This is a genomic window from Saccharothrix syringae (assembly GCF_009498035.1).
Lineage (GTDB): Bacteria > Actinomycetota > Actinomycetes > Mycobacteriales > Pseudonocardiaceae > Actinosynnema > Actinosynnema syringae.
The window spans coordinates 10,783,360-10,809,312 of sequence record NZ_CP034550.1 but is presented as its reverse complement, the minus strand read 5'-3'; the positions used below and the strand labels follow the sequence as shown (position 1 = coordinate 10,809,312).

The following is a 25,953-nucleotide window of genomic DNA, read 5'->3' as shown; positions in this document are numbered from 1 at the left end:
CGAAATCCGCATCCACCCAGCTCAGCGCTTCAAAGCCCGCGTCAACCCCGCCGCCACCGTAGTGGCCAGCACCCACCCCAGCACGATCAACCCCGACGCGATCCACTGCGACACCCCCGGCGTCTGCCACCGGTTCTTGTTCCCGAAGTCCACGATCGGCACCACCAGGTCGATCGTGAACAACCACGGGTTCCACGGCAGGTGGTCCTGCTCGTTGATCTCCCGCAGCGCCGGCCCGGACGCGAACCACAGGCTTCCCAGCAGCCACGTCACCACCAGCCACGCCACCGCCCGCGCCGGCCGGTAGCCGTACCCCACCATCGCCCGCTGCAACCAGCTCCACACCAGCACCAGCGGCCGGAGCCAGCCGCGGCCCTCGGCCATCGCCCGGTACCTCAGCCGCTGCTTCTCGACCAGCACCATGGCGGCGTGCTCGTCGTTGCCGCTGGCCCGCAGCATCTCGGCGAACTGGTCGTACGGGCTCGGCCGGTACGTCCGCCGCATGGCCTGGCGCAGCCACCGCAGCCTCCGGTCGACCTCCTCGTCGTCGCGCAGGTCGATGGGGTGCCGCAGCGAGTCGTAGCGGAACTCCTCCAGGTCGATCCGCCCGGTCGCGCCCCAGAAGTTCTCGTTGTCGTCCAACGACGTGCAGCGCACCTGCCGCAGCGTCACGTCGCCGCGCGGCGGGGTGACGGGGGTGAGCACCAGCTCCTGCACCTGCATCCCCAGCAGGTTGAGGGCGTGGGCGTTGAGCTTGTCCCCGAGCACCGCGCCGGCGAACGTCGCCATCCGCCCGACCTGCGCCCGCCGCGCCCGCACGCCGCCGTGCGCGACGAACTCCTTCGCGCCGCCCGCGCAGATCAGGTCGCGCCCGATGACCGCGCCGCCGACGTCCAGCGACGGCTTGCCCGCGGCCTGGTGGCGGTACCGGCCGGGGCGGGTGACGCGGCTGCCGCGCAGGTCGAGGTTGGCGCCGACGTGCACGCCGCGCAGCTCCAGGCCGCCGGTCACCTCGACCTCGCGGGCGGTGAGGTTGCTGCCGATCCGGGACCGGTTGCCCAGCACGGCGTCGGCCCGGGGGTTGTCGAGCACGGACCCGTCCAGGATGAGGCTGCCCCTGGCCTGCAGGTCGACCATCCGCACCTGGCCGCGCACCCGCGCCTGCCGGGCGATGACGTCCCCGCCGACCTGCGCGCCGTCCAGGTGCAGGGCCCGGCCGAACCCGGTGGGCTCGGCCGTCTCGGTCTGGAGCGCCCGCCCGTAGCCGGTGGGTTCCTCCACGACCGGTCCGCCCGCGTCGAACACCCCGCCGGACAGCGAGAGCGTGCCGCCGAGCGCGGCGTTGACCATCCGCACCGCGCCCGCGCTGCTGAACCCCCGGTCGAGCTGCACGTCGCCGTCCACGGTGAGGCGGTCGAACACCAGGGTGGCGTTGGGGTCGGAGTGCGGGTCGAGCGCGTCGTCGTCTTCGCGCCCGTCGGCGGCGGTGGCGCCGCGCAGCGTCAGCGCCGAGGAGAACCGGGCGCCGGCGAACAGCACGGTGCCGCGCAGCGCGCACCCGTTCATCAGCACGTTCCCGCCGACGTGCAGGCCGGTGCCGTTGACCGCGTACGCGGACGGGTTGTCCAGCAGCCCGCCGCCGAGGTTGCAGTACCCGCCGATCCGCGCGCCGGCCATCCGCAGCTCGCCCTCGACCCGCACGCGCTGCGCGATCAGCCCGCCGGCCAACGTCAGCCGGTCCGCGTAGAACGCGATCGCGCCGGGTGCGCGCAGGGCGGCGTCGCGCAGCGTCAGCGACCCGGCGACGTCCGCATCGACGAGGTCGACCAGGCCCTCGACGGTGCTGCCCTCCAGGGAGACCTCGTTGGCGCTGGAGAGGTTGCGGCCGAGCAGCCCGGGGAGCCGGCACCCGGCGAACTCGATCCCGGCGAGCTTGCCCTGCCGCAGGTCCGGTGGTTCCTCGAACCGGCAGCGCACGAACTCCAGCAGGTACGGGAACTCCACCGCCCGCAGGTCCAGCTGCCCGGTCAGGAACCGGTCCGCGACGCGCACCACCGGTGGCATGCCCGCCCGCCTGCGCGGCAGGCGCCACGCGGCCTCCTGCTCGCCAACGCCGCGCAGCACCTCGGCCGCGGCCAGGCGGTGGGAGCGCGGCGGGTCGGGGTCGAACACGTCGAACCGCCGCGGTCCCTCCTCGCCCATGTGATCGACAATGCGCGAACCGGGCGACCCGCGCAAGGCCGGGGTCAGGGCGCGGCCGGCCCCTGGTGGGTCGGGTCGAGCACGCGGGACAGGAACGACCTGGTCCGCTCGTGCCGCGGTGCGCCGATGACCTGTTCGGCGGGCCCTTCCTCGACGACGTGCCCGCCGTCCATGAACAGCACCCGGTCGGCCACCTCGCGGGCGAACTGCATCTCGTGGGTCACCACGAGCATGGTCATGCCCTCGTCGGCGAGCTGCCGCATCACGCCGAGCACGTCGCCGACCAGCTCGGGGTCCAGCGCCGAGGTCGGCTCGTCGAACAGCATCACGTCCGGGTCCATCGACAGCGCCCGCGCGATCGCGACCCGCTGCTGCTGCCCGCCGGAGAGCTGCGCGGGCATGGCGTCGATCTTCTCGGACAGGCCGACGCGCGCCAGGTTGCGCCGGGCGATCTCCTCGGCCTGCGCGGCGTCGCGCTTGAGCACCTTGCGCTGCGCCACAGTGAGGTTGTTCAGCACGTTGAGGTGCGAGAACAGGTTGAAGCCCTGGAACACCATGCCGATGCGGGTGCGGGCGGCGTCGATGTCGACGTCCGGGTCGGTCAGCTCGGTGCCGTCGACGACGATCCTGCCCGCGGTGGGCTCCTCCAGCAGGTTCACGCAGCGCAGCAGCGTGGACTTGCCCGAGCCGGACGGCCCGATGACGCACACCACGTCGCCGCGCTCGACCCGCACGTCGATGCCCTTGAGCACCTCCAGCGAGCCGAACGACTTCTTCAGGCCGGTGATCTCCACCACCACGTCGCTCACGCTCACACCTCCGTCGAGTCCGGCGTGCGGACCTTCTTGCCGCCGGTGCGGCGCTCCAGGTAGCGGGACAGGTAGCCCAGCGGCAGCGTGATCAGCAGGTAGCACAGGCCGACCACCAGGATCGGGGTCAGCGACGGCGACCGGCTCAGCGTCTCGCGGCCGAACTTGGTCAGCTCGTACTGGTCGCGGGCCAGGCCGATGATGTAGATCAGCGAGGAGTCCTTGGTGAGCAGGATCAGCTCGTTGGTCAGCGGCGGCAGGATGATCCGGAACGCCTGGGGGATGACCACCGTGCGCAGGGTGCGGCCCTGCGACATGCCCAGCGACCGGGCGGCCTCCAGCTGGCCCTTCGGCACGGCCTGGATGCCCGCGCGGATCGTCTCGGCCATGTACGCGGCGCCGACGATGCCCAGCGCCAGCATCACCGTGGAGTAGATGTCGAACTGGAGCCCGAACGCCAGCGGCACGCCGAAGCTCAGCGCGATGAACACCAGCAGGGCGGGCACGCCGCGGAAGAACTCGATGTAGACGGTGGCGATCCACCGGTACGGCGCGACGGACGACAGCTTCATCAGCGCCAGCACCAGGCCGAGGGCCAGGCCGAAGACGAAACCCAGGGCGGTGTAGGAGATGGTGTTCCACAGCGCGGTGGTGATGACGCCGGGGAACATCGAGGCGGCGATGTCGAGGTTGAAGAAGGCGCGCCGGATCTCGCCCCAGTCGGCGAGGAAGGCCAGCGCGAGCAGGATGACGACCAGCAGCGCGTATTGCGCGCCGCGGAACGCCTTGGCGCGCTGCCGCTTGGAGAGTGCCATGGGGTTTTTACCTCGTGGGTGGGGTGGACAAGGCGCGGGGCCGGTGCTTCGTGAGCACCGACCCCGCCGTTCGAGCCGTTACTTCGACTCCGGCTTCTTGCCGAACCACTTCTCGTAGATCTTGTCGTACTCGCCGTTGTCCTTGGCCTTCTTCAGCACGTCGTTGACCTTGGTCTGGAGCGCGGAGTTGCCCTTCTTCAGACCGATGCCGTACTGCTCGCCGGTGTCGAACTCCTTCGTCACGGCGGTGTCGGGGAACTCCTTGACGTAGTCGTAGAGCACGCCGTTGTCGTTGATGGCCGCGTCGACCGCGCCGGTGCGCACGGCGGTCTCCATCAGCGGCAGGTCCTCGAACTGCACGACCGTGTAGCCGAACTTGGCGGCGTTCTCGTTGGCGTACTGCTCGCCGGTGGTCTCCAGCTGCACGCCGATCTTCTTGCCGTTGAGGTCCTCCAGGCCCTTGATGCCCGAGTCGCCCTTGACCAGCAGCGCCTGCGAGGCGTCGAAGTACGGGTCGGAGAAGTCGATCGCCTCCTTGCGCTTGTCGTTGATGGTCATGCCGGCGGCGGCGAGGTCGCACTTGTTGGTGTTGAACGCCTCGCCGGAGGTGATCGTCTCGAACGGCGTGTCGAAGATCTCCTGCGTGACGCCCAGCTCCTTGGCCACCAGGTCGACCAGGTCGACGTCGAAGCCGACGGTCTTGTCGCCCTCCGAGTACTGGAAGGGCTTGTAGGACAGGTGGGTGCAGGTGACCAGCTTCCCGCTCTGGACCAGGGTGATGCCCGACCCGGTGTCGGTCGAGCCGGTGTTGACCTTGGTCGCGCACGCCGTCATCGTGGCCGCCAGGGCGAGCACGGGGAACAGGGCGAGCGCAGCGTGCCTGGTACGACGGGCCACGGCGTCACTCCTCGTAACTGTGTCGGTCGAGTGTTCGGCATACTGCCACTTGGGTGACACCCAGGACAGCACGCCCGTGTTACAGACCTTCGGTTTCCGGCATTCCTCTGTCACACGTGACGCAGAGCCGTAAATCATTCGGCCGTTTGGGTTACGTCACACAATTCATTTACCCAGAGCGCCGGTGTGGCGACGATCCGTCAGCAGCGACGCGACCAGCGCGGTCCACCCCGTCTGGTGGGTCGCGCCCAGCCCCTCGCCGGTGTCGCCGTCGAAGTACTCGCTGAAGGTGACGTGGTCCCGCCACAGCGGCGAGTCGGTGGACTCCACCCGCTTGCCGTCGGCCGGGCGGCGGCCGTCGTGGTCGGGCAGGAACAGCGACACCAGCCGTCTGACCAGCTCGTCCGCCGCCTGCCCGGCGGTGACGGAGCGGGTCGAGCGGGTGGGAAGTTCCACGTGGAACCGACCGCCGTGGAACTCCTCGATCGTGCGCAGGGCCTCCACCAGCAGCGCGTTGGTCGGGAACCACACCGGGCCGCGCCAGTTGGAGTTGCCGCCGAACATCGGCGTGCGCGACTCGCCCGGTTCGTACCCGATCCGGTGCTCCTGGTCGGCGACCTGCACCTCCAGGCCCTCGCGGTGCGCCGCGGACAGGCTGCGGATGCCGTGCGGCGACAGGAACTCGCCCTCGTCGAACATCCGGGTCAGCACCAGCCGCAGCTTGCGCTCGTCGAGCAGGCTGAGCAGCGCCCGGCCGTCCTGGCGGGTCAGGAACCGCCGCAGCTCCGGCCGGCGCGCCAGGCAGTGCTCCAGCCGGCGCACGAACCCCGGCAGCTCCTCGAACACCCACGGCTCCAGCACCGCGCACGCCAGCACCGGGATCAGCCCCACCATCGACCGCACCCGCACCGGCTTGGACTCCACGGTCCCGTCGGGCAGCCGCCGCGACACCACGTCGTAGCAGAAGCCGTCGGTCTCGTCCCAGATGCCGCGGCCGCCGGTGCCGAACTGGGTGGACGCCTCGGCGATGCTCAGGAAGTGCTCCACGAACTTCGTGGCCACGTCCTCGTACGACTCGTCGTGCCGCGCCAGCTCCAGCGCGATCTGCATCAGGTGCAGGCTGTAGGCGGCCATCCAGGAGGTGGCGTCGGACTGCTCCAGCCGCCACTGGCCCAGCATCGGCTCCGACCGGTTCACCGGGCCGATGTTGTCCATGCCGAGGAAGCCGCCCTCGAACAGGTAGCTGCCGTCGGCGTCCTTGCGGTTGACCCACCAGGAGAAGTTGAGCAGCAGCTTGTGGAAGATCCGGGCCAGGAACCCGCGGTCCTTGTGCTCCTCGCTCCGGTAGACCTGCAGCGCGGCCCACGCGTGCACGGGCGGGTTGACGTCGCCGAACTCCCACTCGTAGGCGGGCAGCTGGCCGTTGGGGTGCATCAGCCACTCGCGGCACAGCAGGAGCAGCTGCTCCTTGGCGAACGCCGGGTCGACCCGGGCCAGCGGCACGGTGTGGAACGCGAGGTCCCACGCGGCGAACCAGGGGTACTCCCACTCGTCCGGCATGGAGATCACGTCGGCCGCGTCGAAGTGGCGCCAGTGCGCGTTGCGGGCGTGCGGGCTGCGGCGCGAGGTGGGCGCGGCCGGCTGCGCCGGGTCGCCGTCGAGCCACTCCGCGGCGCGGAAGCGGTAGTGCTGCTTGGTCCACAGCAGGCCCGCCACGGCGCGGCGCACCACCGCGGCCCGCTTGGGGTCCAGGTCGGTGTGGTGGAACTCGTCGGCCTCCAGCCTGCGCTGGTCCACGGTGTCGCGGAAGCTCGGGCCGAAGGCGTCGAGGTGCCCGTCGCCCTCCACCAGCCGCAGCCGCACCGACACCGACTCGCCGGGCTCCACCGGGTCGAACGAGTACCAGGCGGCCACCTTGGTGCCGGGCTCGCCCTCGTCGTCCGGGCCGATGACCTGGCACGCCCGGCTGTCGCGCCGCACGACGTACCGGTCGATGCCGTCCTTGGTGTGGCGGGTGGGGTTGGCCTGCTTGCCGAACAGCTCCACCTCGTTGGTCTCGTTGTCGGTGACCAGCAGCGTCGGGGTGCCCTCGACGTGCAGGGTGTAGCGGCCCAGCGCGGCGTGCTCGGCGGTGACCCGGCGCCAGCCGTCGGTGGTGCGCGCCACCAGGGACGGCCTGCGGTCGTCGCGGCCCCACGCCCAGGTGTTGCGGAACCACAGCTGGGGCAGCAGGTGCAGCGGCGCCGGGTCGGGACCGTGGTTGGTGGCGGTCAGCTCGACGCAGACGTCGGTCGGGCTCGCCTTGGCGTAGGTGACGGTGACGTCGAAGAACCGGTTCTCGTCCAGCGCGCCGGTGTCGGCCAGCTCGGGCTCGCGCTCGTTGCGGCCGGCCAGCCGGGCGCTCTCGCGCAGCTCGGCGTAGGGGAACTCGCGCTGCGGGTAGCGGTAGACCACCCGCATCCACGAGTGGGTGGGCGTCCCGTCGGTCACCCACCAGTGCTCCTTGACGTCCTCGCCGTGGTTGCCCTCGTTGTTGGTCAGGCCGAAGTACCGCTCCTTGAGGATCGGGTCCCGGCCGTTCCACAGCGCGACCGCCAGGTTGAGGAAGCCGTGCACGTCGCAGATGCCCGCGATGCCGTCCTCGCCCCAGCGGTAGGCGCGGGAGCGGGCGTGGTCGAACGGGAAGGACGTCCACGCGTCGCCACCCGCCGAGTAGTCCTCCCGGACCGTCCCCCACTGGCGTCCTGCCAGGTAGGGGCCCCAGAAGCGCCAGGGCGCGGTCGGCGAGTCGGACCCCGCCAGTCGCGCCCTCTCGGCCTGCCGGCTGTGCTCGTTCACTGGGCCAGTGTGCGGCATCGGTTCAGTAAACCGGTTACCCGCGGGTTAGGTCGCAGTTGGGGAAGGTGTCGCGGGAGGTGTCGTCGTCACTCTCCGTGTCGGCAACCTGACAACCCGCGCGCCGGGGCGGGACGAGCCGTTCCGCCGTGCTGCGGCGTGCCCTGAACGGCGCGCTCCGGCACCCGGAGGTCCGGCGGGCACCGGCGACGTCTCCCGGCAGGACCCGGTCAACGTCGCGTACGAAGCCGAGGCGACGATCTTCTCCGCCGCCCGCCGCCCGCCGCCCGCCGCCCGCCGCCCGCCGCGCAGGCGTTCCGCGGCGAGTTGGCCGGGTCGCGCCCGTGGTCGACGACACATCCCACGATCGTGTCGGTGCCGGCGCTCTTCCCGGTGATCATGTTCGGTTCGCCGGCCCGGCAGGTGTCCGGTGCCTTCGGGCTGCCCGCCGAGGCCCGATCACCGCTGGTCGCGCGGGTCGACTGCTCTCCCCGTCGCCGGGGGTGGGCCCGGCGTTGCCACTGGTCGAAATCGTGGGGGGCGTGCGGAGTGCCGACCCCGGCGTGCGCCGAGCCGACCAGGGCCCGCCGCTACTGCGGCACCAACCCCGCGGCCGGCCTCGTCCTCCTCGCCGACCTCACCCGGAGGTGGGACGGTCCCCGCGGCGAACCCGCCGCGGGGACCCCAACCCCCTAACGCCGCGCGTGCGCGTCCAGCACCACCGACACGGCCTCGGTGACCCGCGCCGCGTGCGCCAGGTGCAGCCACTCGTCGGGCACGTGGCAGTTCGAGTCCGGCCCCACCGCGCCGGTGACCAGGAACTGCGCCCGCGGGTAGGCCGCGTGCAGCAGCCCCATGAACGGGATCGACCCGCCCAGCGACACGGTCCGCCAGGGCGCGCCGAACACCTCCTTGCCCACCAGGTCCAGCGTCTCCCGCAGCCACGGCGCCAGGGCCGGCGCGTCCCAGCCGCCCGCGTGCTCCACGCGCGACAGCTCCACCGTCGCCCCGTACGGCACGTCGGTGGTCAGCGCCCGCTCGACCGCGGCCAGCGCGGCGGCGGAGTCGGCCGTGGGCGGCAGGCGGAAGCTCAGCACCAGCGTGGTGAACGGGCGCAGCACGTTGCCCGCCTCCTCGGGCCGGGGCAGGCCGGCCGCGCCGGTCACCGACAGCGTCGGCCGCCACCCGGCGTTCAGCGCGAGCTCCACCTCGTCGTCGGTCACCGGGCGCGTCCCGCCGGCCCACGGCACCGGCCCGACCAGCGACCCGGGCGCCGCGGCCACGGCGTCGCGCACCTCGGCCACCCGGTGCTCCGGGACCTCCACGTGCATCTCGCGCACCAGCACCTCGCCGGTGGCGGGGTCCTCCAGCCGGTCCAGCAGCTGCCGGGCCACCCGGAACGACGACGGCACGATGCCGCTGGCCATGCCCGAGTGCAGGCCGTTCTCCAGCACCCGCACGGTCACGGTGAGCTGCAGCAACCCGCGCAGCGACGTGGTCAGCCACATGCGGTCGTAGTCGTTGCCGCCCGAGTCCAGGCACACCACCAGCGACACCTCGCCCAGCCGGGGCCGCAGGTGCTCCAGGTAGGCGGGCAGGTCCGGGCTGCCGGACTCCTCGCCGGTCTCCAGCAGCACCACGCACCGCGCGTGCGCGCCACCGGCCCGCCGCACGCCCTCGATCGCGGCGACGGCGGCGTACCCGGCGTAGCCGTCGTCGGCGGCGCCGCGCCCGTAGAGGCGGCCCTCGCGCACCACCGGCGTCCACGGCCCCAGGCCCTCGCCCCAGCCGCCCACCGGGGGCTGCTTGTCCAGGTGCCCGTAGAGCAGCACGGTGTCGTCGAGGTCGGCCGTGCCGGGCACGTCGACCAGCAGCACGGGGGTGCGCCCGGCCAGCCGCACCACCTCGACGGTCGCGCCGGGCAGGTCGCGGTCGGCCAACCAGGCGCGCACGTGCTCGACCGCGGCGGCCAGGTGGCCGTTTTCGGCCCACGCGGGGTCGAAGACGGGGGAGATCGCGGGCACCGCGACGAGGTCGGACAGGCTCGGGAGGATGTCGTCGTCCCAGAGTCCGCGAACGGTACGGGTCAGCACTGAACGGTCCACCGCCCGATCCTGTCACGTCCGCCCGCCGTTTCGGTTGGTGGAAACGGGCAGTGGCCCCGATGGTCGGTAGTCCACCGGTCCGGGTGGTCGCGACGTGGGTGGTTGGGCCCCACGACGCGTGTCGGCCGGAGAACCCAGTGTAGTTAACGAACGGTAACCAGGACAGTGCCGTCCGCTCCCCGGACGCTCTCCTAGGAGGGCCGAAGATTGGTCTTCCAACGATCACCGCACGTCAGGAGCCTGCGCGGCGGGTAACGAAGTGGGACGGGGCTCACCATCCCGGGTGACGCCATGTCAGGATGTGGATGAGAGAACCGTCAGTGCCGACGGCTGCCCAGTCCCCTGCACCCAGGGGCCGACGACAACCGGCGGTGCCGCCGCGCAGGCTCGCCACAAGCGACCGGGCGGCCTCGTAGACGAGGAGACAAGGCGCATGTCGTCCCCCGAAGAATGGACGCACCCCGGGCCGGGGGCCCCGCCGGCCACCGGTGCGGCACCGACCGCGGAACAGGTGATCGCCGGCTTGCGAGCGACAGACGAGGGCGGCGCCGACCTGGTGCAGCTGCTCACCCCCGAGGGCGAGCGCGTTCAGCACCCCGACTTCGACATCGACGTCACCGCCGAGGAGCTGCGCGGCCTGTACCGCGACATGGTGCTGGTGCGCCGCGTCGACCGCGAGGCCAACGCGCTGCAGCGCAAGGGCCAGCTGGGCATCTGGGTCCCGCTGCTGGGCCAGGAGGCCGCGCAGATCGGCTCCGGCCGCGCCCTGCGCCCCACCGACATGGCGTTCCCCAGCTACCGCGAGCACGGCGTGGCCTGGTGCCGGGGCATCAAGCCGACCGACCTGCTCGGCATCTTCCGGGGCACCGACCACGGCACGTGGGACCCGGTCGAGCACCGGTTCCACCCCTACACGATCGTGATCGGCAACCAGGTCCTCAACGCCGCCGGCTACGCCATGGGCCAGAAGTTCGACGGCGCGGTCGGCGACGCCGACGGCGAGGCCACCATCTGCTACTTCGGCGACGGCGCCACCAGCCAGGGCGACGTGCACGAGGGCTTCGTGTGGGCCGCGGTCTACGACGCGCCGCTGGTGTTCTTCTGCCAGAACAACCAGTGGGCCATCTCCGAGCCGACCGAGCGCCAGTCCCGCCTCCCGCTCTACCAGCGGGCCCGCGGCTACGGCTTCCCCGGCATCCGGGTCGACGGCAACGACGTGCTGGCCACCCTCGCGGTCACCCGCTGGGCGCTGGAGGAGTGCCGCCAGGGCAACGGCCCCGTGCTGATCGAGGCGTTCACCTACCGCATGGACGCCCACACCACCTCCGACGACCCGTCGCGCTACCGGCTGTCCGACGAGCTGGAGCTGTGGAAGCTCAAGGACCCGATCGAGCGGGTCAAGGTGCACCTGGTCAAGCAGCAGTGGGCGGACCAGGGCTTCTTCGACTCGATCGAGGAGGAGGCCGAGCGCGTGGCCGTCGAGCTGCGCGACTACTGCGTCAACCTGCCCGACCCACCGGCCGGGCGCATCTTCAGCGAGGTCTACGCCGAGGGCAACCCCGTCCTGGAGGCGCAGCGCGACGAGTTCCTGGCCTACCACGCCGGGTTCGCGGGAGGTGACCACTGATGGCCGCTCCGACCATGGACCGCACCGCGGCCGGCGCACCCGCCGCGGTGCAGACGCTGACCATCGCCAAGGCCCTGAACAACGGCCTGCGCGCGGCGATGGAGGCCGACCCGAAGGTCGTCGTCATGGGCGAGGACGTCGGCAAGCTCGGCGGCGTCTTCCGCATCACCGACGGCCTGCAGAAGGACTTCGGCGAGCAGCGCGTGCTGGACACCCCGCTGGCCGAGTCCGGCATCATCGGCACCGCCGTGGGCCTCGCCATCCGCGGCTACCGGCCGGTGTGCGAGATCCAGTTCGACGGCTTCGTCTTCCCCGGCTTCGACCAGATCGTCAGCCAGGTCGCCAAGCTGCACTACCGCACCCAGGGCCGCATCAAGCTGCCCATGGTGATCCGCATCCCGTTCGGCGGCGGCATCGGCGCGGTCGAGCACCACTCCGAGTCGCCCGAGTCGTACTTCGCGCACACCGCCGGCCTCAAGGTCGTGGCGTGCTCGAACCCGGCCGACGCCTACTGGATGATCCAGCAGGCCATCGACTGCGACGACCCGGTGCTGTTCTTCGAGCCCAAGCGCCGCTACTACGAGAAGGGCCAGGTCGACACGACCGCCGCGCCCGGACCGCTGTTCGGCTCCCGGGTGCTGCGCACCGGCACCGACGTCACCCTGGTGACCTACGGCCCGATGGTGCGCACCTCCCTCGACGCCGCCGCGGCGGCCGAGGAGGAGGGCAGGTCGCTGGAGGTCGTCGACCTGCGCTCGCTGTCCCCGCTGGACCTGGCGCCGGTGTACGAGTCGGTGCGCCGCACCGGCCGGCTGGTCGTGGTGACCGAGGCGCCCGGCGAGTCGTCCATCTCCTCGGAGATCGCGGCCAAGGTGCAGCAGGAGTGCTTCTACTCGCTGCAGGCGCCCGTGCTGCGGGTGACCGGGTTCGACACCCCCTACCCGCCGTCGAAGCTGGAGGAGGAGTTCCTCCCGGACCTCGACCGGGTGCTCCACGCCGTCGACCGCTCACTGGCCTGGTAGGGGGAACAGCTGTGCCGCAGTTCAAGCAGTTCCCCCTGCCCGACACGGCCGAGGGGCTGACCGAGGCCGAGATCCTCACCTGGCACGTCAGGCCGGGTGACGCGGTCAAGGTCAACCAGGTCATCTGCGAGATCGAGACCGCCAAGGCGGCCGTCGAGCTGCCGTGCCCGTGGGACGGCGTGGTGACCGAGCTGCTGGCCGAGGTCGGCCAGACGGTCGAGGTCGGCTCGCCGATCATCACCATCGACCTGGACCCGTCCGGCGCGGCCGCCCCGGCGGCCGCGCCCGCGCCCGCCTCCGCCGAGTCGAACGGCAAGATCGGCGAGGAGACCGCCGACGGCCGGATCGCCACGCTGGTCGGCTACGGACCCAAGTCGGGCGCTGCCAAGCGCCGCCCGCGCAAGGCCGCCGGCCAGGCCCCGGTCGCCCCGGTGGCGCAGGCCCCGGTCGTCCCGCCCCCGGCACCCGCACCCACCCCGGCGCCCGCTCCGGTGGCCGCACCGCGCGGCGGTTACGTGCCGCTGGCCAAGCCCCCGGTGCGCAAGCTGGCCAAGGACCTGGGCGTGGACCTGTACGCGCTGGCGGGCTCGGGCCCGGGCGGCGTGATCACCCGGGAGGACGTGGAGCAGGCCGTCACGCCCGCCCCGGCCGCCCCGGCCGCGGTCCCGGCGGGCGCGCGGGAGCGCCGGGTGCCGATCAAGGGCGTCCGCAGGGCGACGGCCCAGGCGATGGTGGACAGCGCGTTCACCGCGCCGCACGTCACGGAGTTCCTGACCGTCGACGTGACGCCGATGATGGAGCTGCGCGCGCGCCTGAAGAACGCGCCGGAGTTCCGCGACGTCAAGCTCACGCCGCTGGCGTTCGCCGCGAAGGCCGTCCTCCTGGCCGCCCGCCGCACCCCCGACGTCAACGCGACGTGGGACGAGGCGGCGCAGGAGATCGTCTACAAGGACTACGTCCACCTGGGCATCGCCGCCGCCACCCCGCGCGGCCTGGTGGTGCCCAAGGTCCGCGACGCCGACCGGATGTCGCTGCGCGAGCTGGCCGTGGCCCTGGACGAGCTGGCCACGACCGCCCGCGACGGCAAGACCCCGCCCGCCGACATGGTGGGCGGCACGATCACCATCACCAACGTCGGCGTCTTCGGCGTCGACACCGGCACGCCGATCATCAACCCGGGCGAGGTGGCCATCCTCGCCCTGGGCGCGATCCGCGACATGCCGTGGGTGGTGGGCGGCCAGGTCGTGCCGCGCAAGGTGTGCCAGTTGGCGCTGAGCTTCGACCACCGCGTGGTCGACGGCCAGCAGGGCTCGCGGTTCCTCGCCGACGTCGGCGCGCTGCTGGCCGACCCCGGCGTGGCGATGACGTACTAGGCGCGCCCGGTGCCGGGGGCCTCGCGGTCCCCGGCACCGAGCACCGCCCGCAGCTCCGCCGCGAACTCCGCGGGCTCGGCCCCCTCGTCGCGCAGGACGACCACCTGCTCGCCGGTCGGGAAGTGCTCCAGGCGGCAGTCGGCGAATCGCGCCTCCCGCACCTCCACGACCGCGTTGACCAGCCGGCACGACTCGAAGTCGATCGCCGTGCGCTCCGCGTCGACCTCGCTCAGCCGCAAGACGCCCACCCGGCCGAGCCGCCTGCCCAGGATCACGTGGGCGAGGGACAGCGCGGTGTCGCGCAGGTGCGCCCGCCGGAACGACAGGGTGCTTCCCGACAGCTCCGTCCCCCGGAAGTCGAACGCGGTGCCGTCCACCCGGACCCGCTCGAAGTGCACCGAGGCTTCGGAGAGCCGGGCGTGGGTGAAGTCGACCGAGCCGCCGGCGAAGGTCGCCCCGGTGAAGTCCAGGTCGGCCCGCACCGCCGACGCGGCGCTGAAGACGGTCCGGTGGGCGGTGAACTCGGCGCCCCGGAAGCTCGTCCGGCCCAGGAACTCGGCGCCCTCGAAACTGGTCCGCGCACCGCCGAACCGGGCGTTGTCGAAGATGAAGGTGCCCTTGAAGACGCGGTTGGCCATGTCCAGGTCGACCAGCCGCGCGTTGCGCAGGTCCACCGTCGGGGCGCCGCCGTTCGGCCACTCGTGCTCCAGCAGGGCGGTGAGGACGACCTGGCGCACCTCGGCCTCGTTGGGGTCGTCCTCGGGCACGGGGGTGCGCAGGTAGGCGCACAGCACGTCCACGCAGATCTGCCGCTGCGCGGGCCAGTCGTCCGCGAGGCTGATCATGGCGTGCACCCCGGCCAGGCGCACCGCGAACCGCTCGTGCCCCAGCTGCTCGGCGGCGGCCCCGTAGCGCTCGTTGTGGAACTTCGTCCGCTCGCGCTCCTCCTGCCGGGTCGCGATGTGGTGCGCCGCCTCCGACACCTGCTGCCTGCGGTAGGCGACGGCCAGCGCCACGACCGCGCCCAGCCCGCCCACCACGGCCAGGCCGATCTTGAGCAGCTCCAGCAGCTCGGCGGTGGTGAAGCTGTCGCTCGACGGCAGCCGCGGCGTGCCGAGCAGCACGAACAGCCCGAACCCGGTGGCGCCCGCCAGCACCACGGCCGCGGCCAGCCACCGGGCCACCGACCACGCCATCCGCCCGCGCGCGCCGGTCAGCAGCCTCTCCTCGCGGGTCGCGCGCCTCGTCGGCGGCCTGCCGCCCGTCCACCGCAGGTACGCGGCGCGCAGTGCCCGCCGCACCGCGATCAGCGCCAGCAGCGCGAGGAGCGCGGGCCAGTAGGGGCGGAGGACGTCGAGGGCTTCGCGCACGAACCGCGATCGTGCCGGATCATGCGGTTAATCGGGTTGAAGTTCCAGCGACTGGAGATTCCAAGGTGGTCCCCGTGGCGCACTACTCGATCGGCGACCTGGCGCGGATGACCGGCCTGTCCACCAGGACGGTCCGCTTCTACTCCGACTCCGGCCTCGTCCCGGTGGCGGGGCGGACCGCGGGCGGCTTCCGCACCTACGACGTCGACGGGCTGGCGCGGCTCAAGCTCGTGCGCACCCTGCGCGACCTGGGCGTGGACCTGCCCACGGCGCAGCGGGTGCTGGCGCGCGAGGTGTCCGTGGCCGAGGTGGCCCGGACGCACGCGGAGGCCATCGACGCGCAGATGCGCACGCTCCGGCTGCGCCGGGCCGTGCTGCGCGTGGTGGCGCGGAACGGGGAGGTGGAGATGGTGCACGAACTGGCCAGGCTGTCCGAGCAGGAGCGGCAGGCGATCCTGGACGACTTCTTCGACGAGGTCTTCGGAGGGCTGGAGCTGGAGCCGGGCTTCGAGCAGGGGATGCGGTCGGTCCGCGTCGAGCTGCCCGACGACCCGACGTCCGAGCAGCTGGAGGCGTGGATCGAGCTGGCGAACCTGGTCCAGGACCCGGACTTCCGGGCCTCGATCAGGCGGATGTCCGAGCGGCACCAGGAGCTGCGCGCCGAGGGCGCCGACATGTCGGGTCCGGCGCCGGAGCAGCGGGAGGCGTTCGGGCAGGCGATCGCCCTGGCGCGCGAGGCCCTGGACTCGGGCGTCGACCCGGGGTCGGAGGAGGCCGCGGCGATCGTGCGGCGGATCGCGGAGACGTGGTCGACCGCCCTGGACGTCCCGGTGGGCCCGCAACTGGCCCGGCGGCTGGAGGAGTTCGGCGACCCGAGGGCCGAGCGCTACTGGGCGCTGATCGCGAAGATCAACGGCTGGCCCGCGGTGCCGGACACGACCGCGGAGCGGGCCTGGCTCGTCGAGGCGATGAGGTAGGCCGTTCCCGCACGAGGCGGCACGGATGTCTCCGCCGAATCCGTGAACACCCGTCGCGCCTTATTGGCATCCAGTGGTGTCACGCCCATGACGAGGACCTCGGCCTTGGCCGAGCCGAGGTCCTCGTCACCGGTCTCGGAGTGAACCATTCACGCATCGGAGTTCGGTTCCTGTAGTCCCGACGGCCGGAAACTATTCTTCGTTATCGGGCTCTTCGTCTTCAGGGTACTGTGCGAGCAAGTCCTGCAGTGAAGGCAACGACCGAAGCGGATCGTTGTCGAGCTTCGGCGAGACCGGTAGGTCGAAATCATCACCCCGAAGATAGGCGTCGAGTGAAGAAATCCGCATGCGGCGACTGTTCAAGTCGCTTGAGTTGCGGACTCCTCGTGAGTAGGCGCGGGCTGCCTTGGGTTCGTCATCGGCATCGAGACCCTCGGTGAACTTCAGGATTCGGGTAACGCTCTGGGAGAAGGTAGTGAGACGTTGCCGTATGACCTCGCGCTCGCTGCGGTCAAAGGGGAGTTCGCCCACGCGGCCGACGAGGACCAGGAACAGGCTGTAGAAGTCAACCTTCCTGGACCAGCGCAGCTTTGTCGGCCAGTCGAGCAGTTGCAGGAGTTCGTCGAGCACAAGGGTGAAGATCCTGATCACATGCTCTTTGTCGGGGAACTCGGCCTCGAAGTCCGCGTAGAAACTGTCCAAGTTCGTTTTCTTGTTCTGTGGTCCGAACACCGTGGCAACGGCGAGCTCGCTGATGTACTCGGTGTCGAGCATGCGCCTGATATCATTAGCGGTGAAAAGTCCCGAGGAGACCCAAAACGGGTGTTGACTGAGTTCCTTCATTGTGCCGATGAATTCGCCCCAGTATGTGGCGAATCTGAGTTCCTGCTTATTTAGTACGACATTGTTTCGATTGAGTCTACCGAAGATCTCCCGAATCTCGTTGTCTTCGAGTACCGGCAATGTGCGCACGACGAACTTGTACTTGAATATCCTCTGCTGAACGGCTTCGGGCAGCTCGTCGAACCGGTGTCCCTCGTAGTCGGTCTGGTCGTCCAGGGCAAATTCTCCGGCGACGAACTCCAAGCACGCACGGATTCTCTGTTGGCCGTCCACAACCACGTGCTTCTCTTCGCCGAGGTTGTTCACGATCGTCTGCAGGTAGAGTTCCGGAACCGGATATCCGCGGATTATGCTGTCGATCAGATAGGTCTTCTGTCTCTCCTGCCAGACCGGGTTGCGCTGGAAGGGGGGTTTCATGTCGAGTTCGCCAGCGCGCAGGCGGTTGTTGAACCATGCCAATGTCTGCGGTCCCGAGTCGAGGAATCGCTGGTTGTTCGAAGCGTCACCGCTTGCGGCCATCTGGTGCTCCATGTGCTGGTGCTGTTAATCTTCTGACAGCAACTTCTGTTTGATCGTTCGAACGTTGCTGATCTGGTAGGTGCGCAGCGCTTCGAAGTCTTTGTATATACGTGCCTTGATGGTCCTTCTCGTCGTCGGCTCCCTGTTCGCCGCTCGATGTAGTGCGCGAGCCCATTGGGGACCGTACGGCAGTCGGTTCAGGATCTTGTCCGTAGCTATTGCGCCGTCGAATACGAGGCGACTACGGTGGTCGTCGAACGAGTGTTGCCACCGTTTGCTCTCGAACATGTCGCGCACCCCTGGGCGTCGGAGCCAGGTCCACGCTTGTTCGAAGTGTGCGGAGCTGATGACCGCGACATCGATGTCCGATCTCTGGTGAAAAGGGTTGAAGAGCTTGGTTGGGGAGATGCTGTAGCCGAGGCACGAACTGCCGACGATCACTATCGTGTATGGGTCGACATCCAGGTCTGCAGCAAGGAGGCTCTTCCATTCGACGTACTGCTTCCGGTCCGAAAATATGTACGGAACCCGATCAACGATGTGGTGGTTGGTAAACTCCTCCGGAGTCAGATTTCTGATATTCCGCCTTATTGCTTCCACTTCGGTGGTGGATAAACCTTGATCTGTCGCGTTCATGTCGACGTCCGAGGTGGATTTGGACTGCGACTTTCCGGTCGGCGTTCGACGGGTGGGAAGCCGCTGGTCTTTCCTTGGTTCGCCTGAAAAACTGCTTCACCGCTCCTGTAGATGCATATCGATGAGACATCTGGCCTATCCGGTAAAGGATGGGCAATGTTCGCCAGTCCAGTCTCCACGGCTCTGTCGTGTGCAGCAACCGCTGCACCGGGTGGAGCTGTGCGGCACATGGCCGACATGTTTGCACTTGATCGACCTGCTTGGCCAGCCCGAATCCTGGGTACGTTCGATCGACGTCGAACTGCTGCGCGGTCACGGTAGTAGGTCGTGGCCCAGCGGAGTCATCCCCGGTTCACTCGGCAAAGGTGGGGCCTCCCGCGTCCTGGAGACCCCACCTGCCTCCCGGCCCGCCCGACGACGGCCCGGGGAGATCAGCTCACTTGATGTACATGCCGGAAATGGCCCTGGCCACGACCAACCGCTGGATCTCCGACGTCCCCTCGAAGATGGTGAAGATCTTCGCGTCCCGGTGCATGCGCTCCACCGGGTGCTCCCGCGTGTACCCGGCCCCGCCCAGGATGTGGATCGCCCGCTCGGTCGCCCACACCGACACCTCGCCGGCCTTCAGCTTGGACATCGACCCCTCGCCCGCCGTGAAGGGGACGTTGTTGCGGCCCATCCACGCGGCCCGCCACACGAGCAGCCGGGCGGCGTCGATCTCCATCTTCATGTTCGCCAGGTCGAACGCGATCGACTGGTTCTCGATGATCTTCCGGCCGAACGCCTCGCGGTCCTTGGCGTACTCCAGCGCGTACTCGTAGGCCGCCCGCGCGACGCCGACCGCCATCGCGCCGACGGTCGGCCGGGTGGTCTCGAACGTCGCCATCGCCGCCTGCCCGCCGGCCCTCTGGCCCTCGCGCGCCCGCGCCAGCCGCGCGTCCAGCCGCTCCTTGCCGCCGAGCAGGCAGCGGCCCGGGACGCGGACGTCGTCGAGGAACACGTCCGCCGTGTGCGACGCGCGCATCCCGTGCTTCTTGATCTTGCCCGGGGACGACAGGCCGGGGGTTCCCGGCGGCACCACGAAACCGGCCTGGCCCCGCGCGCCCAGCGCCGGGTCCACCACCGCGGTCACCACGTGCACGTTGGCGATGCCGCCGTTGGTGGCCCACGCCTTCTGGCCGTTGATCACCCACTCGTCGGTGGCCTCGTCGTACACCGCGCGCGTCCGGTACCCGGCCACGTCGGAACCGGCCTGCGGCTCCGACGCGCAGAACGCGGCCAGCTTCGGGTCGTCCTCCGTGCCGAAGCACTCGGGCACCCACTCGGCCAGCTGCTCGGGCTCGCCGGAGGCGAAGATGCCCGCCGCGGCCAGGCCGGTGCCCATCAGGGCCAGCGCGATCCCCGCGTCACCCCAGAACAGCTCCTCCGTGGCGATCGGCAGCGACAGCCCGATGGGGTCGGCGAACCACGTGGCCAGCGCCTCGAACCCGTACAGGCCGATCTTCGCCGCCTCCTGGATCACCGGCCACGGCGTCTCCTCGCGCTCGTCCCACTCGGCGGCCGCCGGCCGGATCACGTCCTTGGCGAAGCCGTGGACCCAGTCGCGCAGGTCGACCTGGTCCTCGTTCAGCTCCAGCGAAAAACCACCCATGGTCCCCTCACGCCTTCGGGATGTTGAACAGGCTCATGAACCCGGCCGCGAAGCCCAGGTCGCCCTTGACCTTCAGCTTGCCGGTCATGAACAGCACCGGCGCCGACGCGTTGCCGGTCGCCAGCTTCAGGAACTCCACCGGTCCCAACGTCACCGAGGCCCTGGGGTCACGGGTGGGCGACTTGCCGATGCGGCACGTGGCGTCCTCGATGACCACCTCGTACAGGTCCTCGGGGGACTTGCCGGTGAGGTGGAAGTGGACCACCGCGCGCGTGGCGCCCGCGCGATCGCCGCGGAAGTGCGCCTCCATGCGCCGGAAGACCTCGTCGAGCACGCGCTCGCGCAGGCCGGGGCGCGAGGTGACCGCCTCCACCTGGCCCTTGGACGCGCGCGAGATGATGCGGGCGAAGTTCTGGGGGTCCATCTTCGCCAGGTCGAGGTCGGCCCCGCCGTCGGCCAGCGCGCCGAGCGCGGCCAGCAGGTCGGCGAACTCGTCCTCGGCGAGCTTCTTCGGGTCGATGCCGCGCGCGATGACGTCGATGTCGACGTCCTTGAGCGCCGGGTCGGCCGGGTCGACCCGCTTGAGCGTTGAGATCAGCTCCTGAGGGCTGAGCTTCGCGATCGCCTCGGTGGAGAGGTCGATGGTCATGAGTGGCTCCTCCGCTACCTACTGAGCGGTAATCCTACTGGCGAGTAGGTAAGGGGGCAAGGGCTTCGGAGTAACCTTGTCCGGTCTTCAAGGGGGTGTGATGCACGCTGAGCAACCGGTACGCACCGGCCGGGCGAAGAGGCTGCCGCGCGCGGTGCGCGAACGGCAGATCATGGACGCCGCCGTGGACGTCTTCTCGCGCCTGGGGTTCCACGCCGCGTCCATGGACGAGATCTCCGACGTCGCGGGCATCTCCAAGCCCATGCTGTACGCGTACCTGGGCTCCAAGGAAGAGCTGTTCGCCACGTGCATCCGCCGCGAGGCCACCCGCATGATGGAGGCCATCGCGGGCGGTGTCGAGGCCGAGGCGCCGCCGGACGTCCAGCTGTGGAGCGGGCTGCGCGCCTTCTTCGGCTTCGTCGGCGAGAACCGCGCCAGCTGGCAGGTCCTGCACCGGCAGGCGTCCTCGCAGGGCGGGCCGTTCGCCGAGGAGCTGGCCGACATGCGCGGCCGGGCGATCAGCCTGGTGGCCGCGCTGCTGGTGCACTCCGCCGACTTCGGCAACGTGCCGCGGGCGGGTGACAAGGAGGCCGAGTCGCTGGCCGCGGCGCTGGTCGGCGCGGGCGAGTCGCTGGCCGACTGGTGGCTCGACAACCCCGAGGAACCGGCGGGCGTGGTCGCCGCCCGGCTCATGAACCTGGTGTGGATGGGCTTCGGCGACCTCGTGGCCGGCGACGTGTGGCACCCGCCGTCGCGGCGGCCGGAGAGCGTGGCGGACGGCGCCCCGGTGAGCTAGGGCCGGGGCGCCCCGACCGGCGTCAACCGCTGATCACGCCCTCCAGGTGCGGCTTGCGCGACCACAGCGCGAACCGCCGGCCGTCGGCGGTGGGCGAGGTCGAGAACTCGACCCGGGAGGGCAGCGGGACCGGCGCCCGGAACCGCACGTCGACGTCGACCGCGTCGGGCAGCCGCCCCTCGAACGCCGCCAGGCACCGGGCCTTCGACCACATCCCGTGCGCGATGGCGCGGGGGAAGCCGAACGCCTTCGCGGTGAACGCGTGCAGGTGGATGGGGTTGCGGTCGCCGGACGCGTCCGCGTACCGCCGCCCGATGTCGGCCGGCACCCGCCACACCGCCGCGGGCTCCGGCGCCGACGCCCGCCCACCCGGCGCCGACCCTCCCGCCGCCCGCTCGCCTTCCGGCACCGCCGCTGCGCCCGCCGGCGAGCCCGACCCGGAACCCCCACCCCGCCGGAGATAAGTCGACACGTCGACCCACACCTCCTCACCGTCCACGGCCACCGTGGTCACCACGTCGAACTGCTGCCCGCGCTCGTGCGGCCGCAGGTCGGCCAGCTCCACGTGCAGCGACAGCGGCTCGCCCAGCCGCAGCGGCCGGGACCGCGAGATCCGGTTGGCCACGTGCACCAGCCCGGGCAGCGGGAACGGGAACCCGGGCCCGGTCATCAGCCGCACCTGCAGCGGGAAGCCGAGCACGTGCGGGTAGGTCAGCGGCAGCTCGTCGCGCACGCCGAACCCGCACACGCGGTTGTAGCGGGCGAGGTGCTCCGGGTCCACCGACACCTCGGCGTCCAGCGACGCGGCGGGCAGCGCGCCGCCGCGCCGGGTGAACGAGGTCAGGGCCGCCTTGGCGTAGAGCAGGGTCAGGTTCGCCATCACGCCCCCAGCAGGCTCTGCCCGCACACCCGGACGACGTTGCCGTTGACGCCGGCCGACGCCGGGTGCGCGAACCACGCGATCGCCTCGGCCACGTCGACCGGCAGCCCGCCCTGCGACATGCTGTTCATGAACCGCCCGGCCTGCCGGATGAGCAGCGGGACCGCGGCGGTCATCTTCGTCTCGATGAACCCGGGCGCGACCGCGTTGACCGTGGCCCGGCCGGCGACCTCGGCGGACAGGGAGTCGACCATGCCGATCACGCCCGCCTTGGTGGTGGCGTAGTTGGTCTGGCCGACGTTGCCCGCGATGCCGGCGATCGAGGACACGCCGACGACCCGGCCGTTGGGCCGCAGGGCGTCCGCGGCCAGCAGCTCCCGGTTCACCCGCTCCTGGGAGGCGAGGTTGACCTCGACCACCGCGTCCCAGCGGCCCGCGTCCATCTTGCCGAGGGTCCGGTCGCGGGTGATGCCCGCGTTGTGCACCACCACGTCCACGCCGCCGTGCCGCTGCACCAGGTGCTCGACGATCCGGCGGGGCGCGTCCGCCGCGGTGACGTCCAGCTGGAGCGCCGACCCGCCGACCCGGTTGGCCACGGCGGACAGCTCGTCGCCCTGCGCGGGCACGTCCAGGCACACCACGTGCGCCCCGTCGCGCGCCAGCACCTCGGCGATCGCCGCGCCGATGCCGCGCGCCGCGCCGGTGACCAGCGCGACCTTGCCCGCCAGCGGCCGCTCCCAGTCCCCGGGCACCTCCACCTCGGCCGGGTCGACCCGGATGACCTGCCCGGACACGTACGCCGACCGGCCCGAGAGCAGGAACCGCAGCGTCGACTCCAGCGCGTCCTCGGCGCCGGGCGCCACGTACACGAGCTGGGCGGTGGCGCCGCGCCTGAGCTCCTTGCCGACCGAACGGGTGAACCCCTCCAGCGCGCGCTGGGCGACGCGCGACCCGGCGTGCCCGGGGGTGGTGCCGAGCACGACCACGCGCCCGCACGGCCCGAGCGAGCGGATGACCGGCTGGAAGAACTCGAACAGCTCGCGCAGCCGCTCGACCGAGTCGATGCCGGACGCGTCGAACACCAGCGCCCCGTACCGGTCGGTCCCCGGCGGCCCGGCCTCCGCCACGACGTCCAGCCCGGCGGACTTCAGCACGGTCCGGACGGGGTCGACGAGCCGCCCGCCACCGCCGAGCAGCACGGGACCGTCGAGCGGGGGGCTGCCCGGGGAGTGGCGGCGCAGCGGGCGCGGGTCGGGCAGGCCGAGCCTGCCCACGACGAACCGCCCGACCCCGGTGTTGGCGAACGACTGGTAGCGATCCATGCGGACATCACACTCCTTACTCGCTAGTAAGTCTACTGGTCAGTAGGTAGAATTCGGTCCCGACCCGGCCCCCAACCCCCGGAGGACGACATGGCGCGCGTTGCGATCCTCGGCGGCAACCGCATCCCCTTCGCCCGCTCCAACGGCCCGTACGCCGCGGCCTCCAACCAGGACATGCTCACCGCCGCGCTCGACGGCCTGGTCAGCAGGTTCGGCCTCCAGGGCGAGCGGCTGGGCGAGGTGGTCGCGGGCGCGGTGCTCAAGCACAGCCGCGACTTCAACCTGGTCCGGGAGTCCGTGCTCGGCAGCCGGCTGTCCGCCGAGACCCCCGCCTACGACGTGCAGCAGGCTTGCGGCACCGGGTTGCAGGCGGTGATCTCGGTGGCCAACAAGATCGCGCTCGGCCAGATCGAGGTCGGCGTGGCGGGCGGCGTGGACACCACCAGCGACGCGCCGATCGGCGTGAACGAGGACCTGCGCGCCGTGCTGCTGGAGTTCAACCGGGCGCGCACCAACGGCGCGAAGCTGCGGGCGGCGCTCAAGCTGCTGCGCCCCAAGCACCTCGTGCCCGACGTCCCGCGCAACGGCGAGCCGCGCACCGGGCTGTCCATGGGCGAGCACGCCGCCATCACCGCGCGCGAGTGGGGCATCACCCGGGAGGACCAGGACGAGCTGGCCGCCGCCAGCCACCGCAACCTCGCCGCCGCCTACGACCGCGGCTTCTTCGACGACCTGGTCACCCCCTTCCTGGGCCTGACGCGCGACCAGAACCTGCGGCCGGACTCCAGCGCGGAGAAGCTGGCGCGGCTCAAGCCGGTGTTCGGGCGCGGCGAGGGCGCCACCATGACCGCGGGCAACTCCACGCCGCTCACCGACGGCGCGTCGGTGGTGCTGCTGGCCTCCGAGGAGTGGGCCGCGGCGCGGCGGCTGCCGGTGCTGGCGTACCTGACCTTCACCGAGACCGCGGCGGTCGACTACGTGCACGGCGGCGAGGGCCTGCTCATGGCGCCCGCCTACGCCGTGCCGCGGATGCTCGCGCGCGCCGGCCTGGCCCTCCAGGACTTCGACTTCTACGAGGTCCACGAGGCGTTCGCGTCCCAGGTGCTGGCCACGCTCAAGGCGTGGGAGGACGCGGACTTCTGCAAGGCGAGGCTGGGGCTGGACGAACCCCTGGGCCCGATCGACCGGGGCAGGCTCAACGTCAACGGCTCGTCGCTGGCCGCCGGGCACCCGTTCGCGGCCACCGGGGCGCGGATCGTGGCCACGCTGGCCAAGCTCCTGGCCGAGCGCGGCAGCGGGCGCGGGCTCATCTCCATCTGCGCGGCCGGCGGCCAGGGCGTGACGGCGATCGTGGAACGCTGAGTGGTCGTTCTGGGCCGAACGGGTGAGATATGTAACACAAACGTGTTCAATGCCGTTGCACATGCATGAACCACTCACGACTCTTCGCCGCAGTCGTGGTCCTGGCAGCGTCCTGTGCTGCCTGCGGGAGCGAGTCCCGTGACACCACCACCGTGCGCATCGGCGTGACCGCGTCGGCCAACGAGCCGCGGGTCGAGCTGACCGGGACCGCGGCGGACCGCCTGGCCACCGCCTTCGAGAACGGCGACACCCGCGTCGTCGTCTACCTGGAGGGCGCGGAGGCGGGCACCGCCTACTCCGACGAGGTCTACCCCGCCGACGGCGACGCGGCGGCCGACCTGGTGTCCCGGGTCAACGGCCAGCTCGCGCGGATCGGCGGCACGAGCGACCGGCTGGACCCGCTGTCCGTGCTGTCCGACATGGCCTCGGCCGAGGGGCCGGCGCTGCTGGTGCTGCACAGCAGCGGGTTGCAGACCACCGACCCGCTCGACCTCACCCGGCTCGGCCTGGACCTCGACGTGCCCGAGGTGGTGGCGTCCGTGCCGGACGACGCGCTGCCGGACCTGACGGGCAAGGACGTGGTGTTCGCGGGCCTCGGCCAGGTCGCCGGCGCCCAGCGGCCGCTGCCGCCGGCCGCGCAGGACGCGCTGGTGAGGCTGTGGCTGGGGATCTGCGCGCGGTTCGGGGCGAAGAGCTGCACGAACGACCCGGAACGGGTGCCCGCCGGCGCGCCGCTCTCGCGGACCGAGGTGCCGACCGTGGACATCGGGGAGGTGCTGCACCAGGACGCGCTGGTGCACCTGCCCAGCTCGGTGCTGTTCCAGGCGGGCAGCGCGGAGCTGGCACCCAGCGCGCGCGAGGTGCTGCGCGAGGTCGCCGACAAGTTCGACGGCCGCACCACCGCGCGGGTCACCGCCCGCACCGCCAGCGCGGCCTCGTCCGAGGCGGCGCTGGAGCTGACCAGGCGGCGCGGTGAGCGGGTGGTGGCCGAGCTGGTGGGGCTGGGGGTGAGCCGGGCGGCGTTCACCGACGTGGTCGGGGCGGGCTTCGGCGCGCCGCTGGCCGTGGACCTCGACGCGATGGGCGACCTGATCCCCGCCGCGGCCGCGCGCAACCGGTCCGTGGTGGTGGAGCTGGTGCAGCCGCGCATCGACGGGTAGGCGGGGCGGCCGGCGCTGTTCGGCGGCCGGCCCGCGGTGATCGCGTGGTGGCCGGGCACCCGTCGGTCGGCCGGGTGTCCGCCGGTGGGTGTCCCCGCCGGTC

At 71.3% G+C, this 25,953-nt stretch carries 20 protein-coding genes; 7 read left to right on the top strand and 13 right to left on the bottom strand.

Going from position 1 to position 25,953, the window contains the following annotated elements; all coding sequences use genetic code 11:
• Window positions 1–21 precede the first annotated feature (21 nt).
• From EKG83_RS46135 to EKG83_RS46110, 6 genes are all read right to left on the bottom strand, one after another.
• Window positions 22–2,202, bottom strand: coding sequence for a bactofilin family protein (locus EKG83_RS46135; protein ID WP_051764586.1), 2,181 nt, complete (start codon window positions 2,200–2,202; stop codon window positions 22–24).
• A gap of 44 nt (window positions 2,203–2,246) precedes the next feature.
• A complete protein-coding gene (locus EKG83_RS46130) occupies window positions 2,247–3,011 on the bottom strand; it encodes an amino acid ABC transporter ATP-binding protein (RefSeq protein ID WP_033428265.1) in 765 nt (254 codons plus the stop codon).
• Between the two features lie 2 nt (window positions 3,012–3,013).
• Window positions 3,014–3,826 (bottom strand): amino acid ABC transporter permease, encoded by an 813-nt coding sequence (locus tag EKG83_RS46125; protein WP_033428266.1) that lies wholly within the window; start codon window positions 3,824–3,826, stop codon window positions 3,014–3,016.
• Between the two features lie 78 nt (window positions 3,827–3,904).
• Window positions 3,905–4,723, bottom strand: coding sequence for a transporter substrate-binding domain-containing protein (locus tag EKG83_RS46120; RefSeq protein ID WP_033428267.1), 819 nt, complete (start codon window positions 4,721–4,723; stop codon window positions 3,905–3,907).
• Between the two features lie 165 nt (window positions 4,724–4,888).
• Complete coding sequence (locus EKG83_RS46115; protein ID WP_228122452.1) at window positions 4,889–7,561, bottom strand: MGH1-like glycoside hydrolase domain-containing protein; 2,673 nt, start codon at window positions 7,559–7,561, stop codon at window positions 4,889–4,891.
• A gap of 689 nt (window positions 7,562–8,250) precedes the next feature.
• A complete protein-coding gene (locus EKG83_RS46110; protein ID WP_033428268.1) occupies window positions 8,251–9,663 on the bottom strand; it encodes a M20/M25/M40 family metallo-hydrolase in 1,413 nt (470 codons plus the stop codon).
• 433 nt (window positions 9,664–10,096) lie between these two features.
• Between EKG83_RS46110 and pdhA the strand changes: the two genes are divergently transcribed.
• Genes pdhA through EKG83_RS46095 form a run of 3 tightly spaced genes read left to right on the top strand, consistent with a single transcriptional unit; the run spans window position 10,097 to window position 13,685 of the window.
• Window positions 10,097–11,290, top strand: coding sequence for a pyruvate dehydrogenase (acetyl-transferring) E1 component subunit alpha (gene pdhA / locus EKG83_RS46105; RefSeq protein WP_051764589.1), 1,194 nt, complete (start codon window positions 10,097–10,099; stop codon window positions 11,288–11,290).
• A complete protein-coding gene (locus tag EKG83_RS46100) occupies window positions 11,290–12,312 on the top strand; it encodes an alpha-ketoacid dehydrogenase subunit beta (RefSeq protein ID WP_033428270.1) in 1,023 nt (340 codons plus the stop codon). The genes pdhA and EKG83_RS46100 overlap by 1 nt, the downstream gene beginning before the upstream one ends.
• Before the next feature lie 11 nt (window positions 12,313–12,323).
• Complete coding sequence (locus tag EKG83_RS46095) at window positions 12,324–13,685, top strand: dihydrolipoamide acetyltransferase family protein (protein ID WP_033428271.1); 1,362 nt, start codon at window positions 12,324–12,326, stop codon at window positions 13,683–13,685.
• Here EKG83_RS46095 and EKG83_RS46090 read toward each other — a convergent pair.
• On the bottom strand, window positions 13,682–15,055 hold the full coding sequence (locus EKG83_RS46090; protein WP_033428272.1) for a pentapeptide repeat-containing protein: 1,374 nt from the start codon (window positions 15,053–15,055) through the stop codon (window positions 13,682–13,684). The two genes, EKG83_RS46095 and EKG83_RS46090, sit on opposite strands and share 4 nt — an antisense overlap.
• 74 nt (window positions 15,056–15,129) lie before the next feature.
• On the opposite strand from EKG83_RS46090, the gene EKG83_RS46085 reads away from it, so the two are divergent.
• On the top strand, window positions 15,130–16,032 hold the full coding sequence (locus tag EKG83_RS46085; RefSeq protein ID WP_033428273.1) for a helix-turn-helix domain-containing protein: 903 nt from the start codon (window positions 15,130–15,132) through the stop codon (window positions 16,030–16,032).
• A 192-nt stretch (window positions 16,033–16,224) separates the two neighbouring features.
• Here EKG83_RS46085 and EKG83_RS46080 read toward each other — a convergent pair whose 3' ends face one another.
• From EKG83_RS46080 to EKG83_RS46065, 4 genes are all read right to left on the bottom strand, one after another.
• Window positions 16,225–17,406 carry a DUF262 domain-containing protein gene (locus EKG83_RS46080; RefSeq protein ID WP_051764592.1) on the bottom strand — a complete coding sequence of 394 codons (1,182 nt, stop codon included), beginning with the start codon at window positions 17,404–17,406 and terminating at the stop codon, window positions 16,225–16,227.
• A gap of 12 nt (window positions 17,407–17,418) precedes the next feature.
• Window positions 17,419–18,030: a hypothetical protein gene (locus EKG83_RS46075; RefSeq protein WP_153278835.1), complete on the bottom strand. Its 612-nt coding sequence runs from the start codon at window positions 18,028–18,030 to the stop codon at window positions 17,419–17,421.
• 436 nt (window positions 18,031–18,466) lie between these two features.
• Window positions 18,467–19,681 carry an acyl-CoA dehydrogenase family protein gene (locus EKG83_RS46070; protein WP_033428274.1) on the bottom strand — a complete coding sequence of 405 codons (1,215 nt, stop codon included), beginning with the start codon at window positions 19,679–19,681 and terminating at the stop codon, window positions 18,467–18,469.
• Window positions 19,682–19,688: 7 nt separating this feature from the next.
• Complete coding sequence (locus tag EKG83_RS46065; protein ID WP_033428275.1) at window positions 19,689–20,330, bottom strand: SCP2 sterol-binding domain-containing protein; 642 nt, start codon at window positions 20,328–20,330, stop codon at window positions 19,689–19,691.
• Window positions 20,331–20,430: 100 nt separating this feature from the next.
• Between EKG83_RS46065 and EKG83_RS46060 the strand changes: the two genes are divergently transcribed.
• Complete coding sequence (locus tag EKG83_RS46060; RefSeq protein ID WP_033428276.1) at window positions 20,431–21,126, top strand: TetR/AcrR family transcriptional regulator; 696 nt, start codon at window positions 20,431–20,433, stop codon at window positions 21,124–21,126.
• 22 nt (window positions 21,127–21,148) lie between these two features.
• On the opposite strand, the gene EKG83_RS46055 is transcribed toward EKG83_RS46060, so the two are convergent.
• Together EKG83_RS46055 and EKG83_RS46050 are read right to left on the bottom strand one after the other, a co-directional pair.
• Window positions 21,149–22,006 carry a MaoC/PaaZ C-terminal domain-containing protein gene (locus tag EKG83_RS46055; RefSeq protein ID WP_033428277.1) on the bottom strand — a complete coding sequence of 286 codons (858 nt, stop codon included), beginning with the start codon at window positions 22,004–22,006 and terminating at the stop codon, window positions 21,149–21,151.
• Window positions 22,006–23,328 carry a 3-oxoacyl-ACP reductase gene (locus tag EKG83_RS46050; RefSeq protein ID WP_033428278.1) on the bottom strand — a complete coding sequence of 441 codons (1,323 nt, stop codon included), beginning with the start codon at window positions 23,326–23,328 and terminating at the stop codon, window positions 22,006–22,008. Before EKG83_RS46050 ends, EKG83_RS46055 begins: the two co-directional genes overlap by 1 nt.
• 90 nt (window positions 23,329–23,418) lie before the next feature.
• Between EKG83_RS46050 and EKG83_RS46045 the strand changes: the two genes are divergently transcribed.
• Window positions 23,419–24,690, top strand: coding sequence for an acetyl-CoA C-acetyltransferase (locus EKG83_RS46045; protein ID WP_033428279.1), 1,272 nt, complete (start codon window positions 23,419–23,421; stop codon window positions 24,688–24,690).
• 152 nt (window positions 24,691–24,842) lie between these two features.
• On the top strand, window positions 24,843–25,850 hold the full coding sequence (locus EKG83_RS46040; protein ID WP_033428280.1) for an OmpA family protein: 1,008 nt from the start codon (window positions 24,843–24,845) through the stop codon (window positions 25,848–25,850).
• Window positions 25,851–25,953 lie beyond the last annotated feature (103 nt).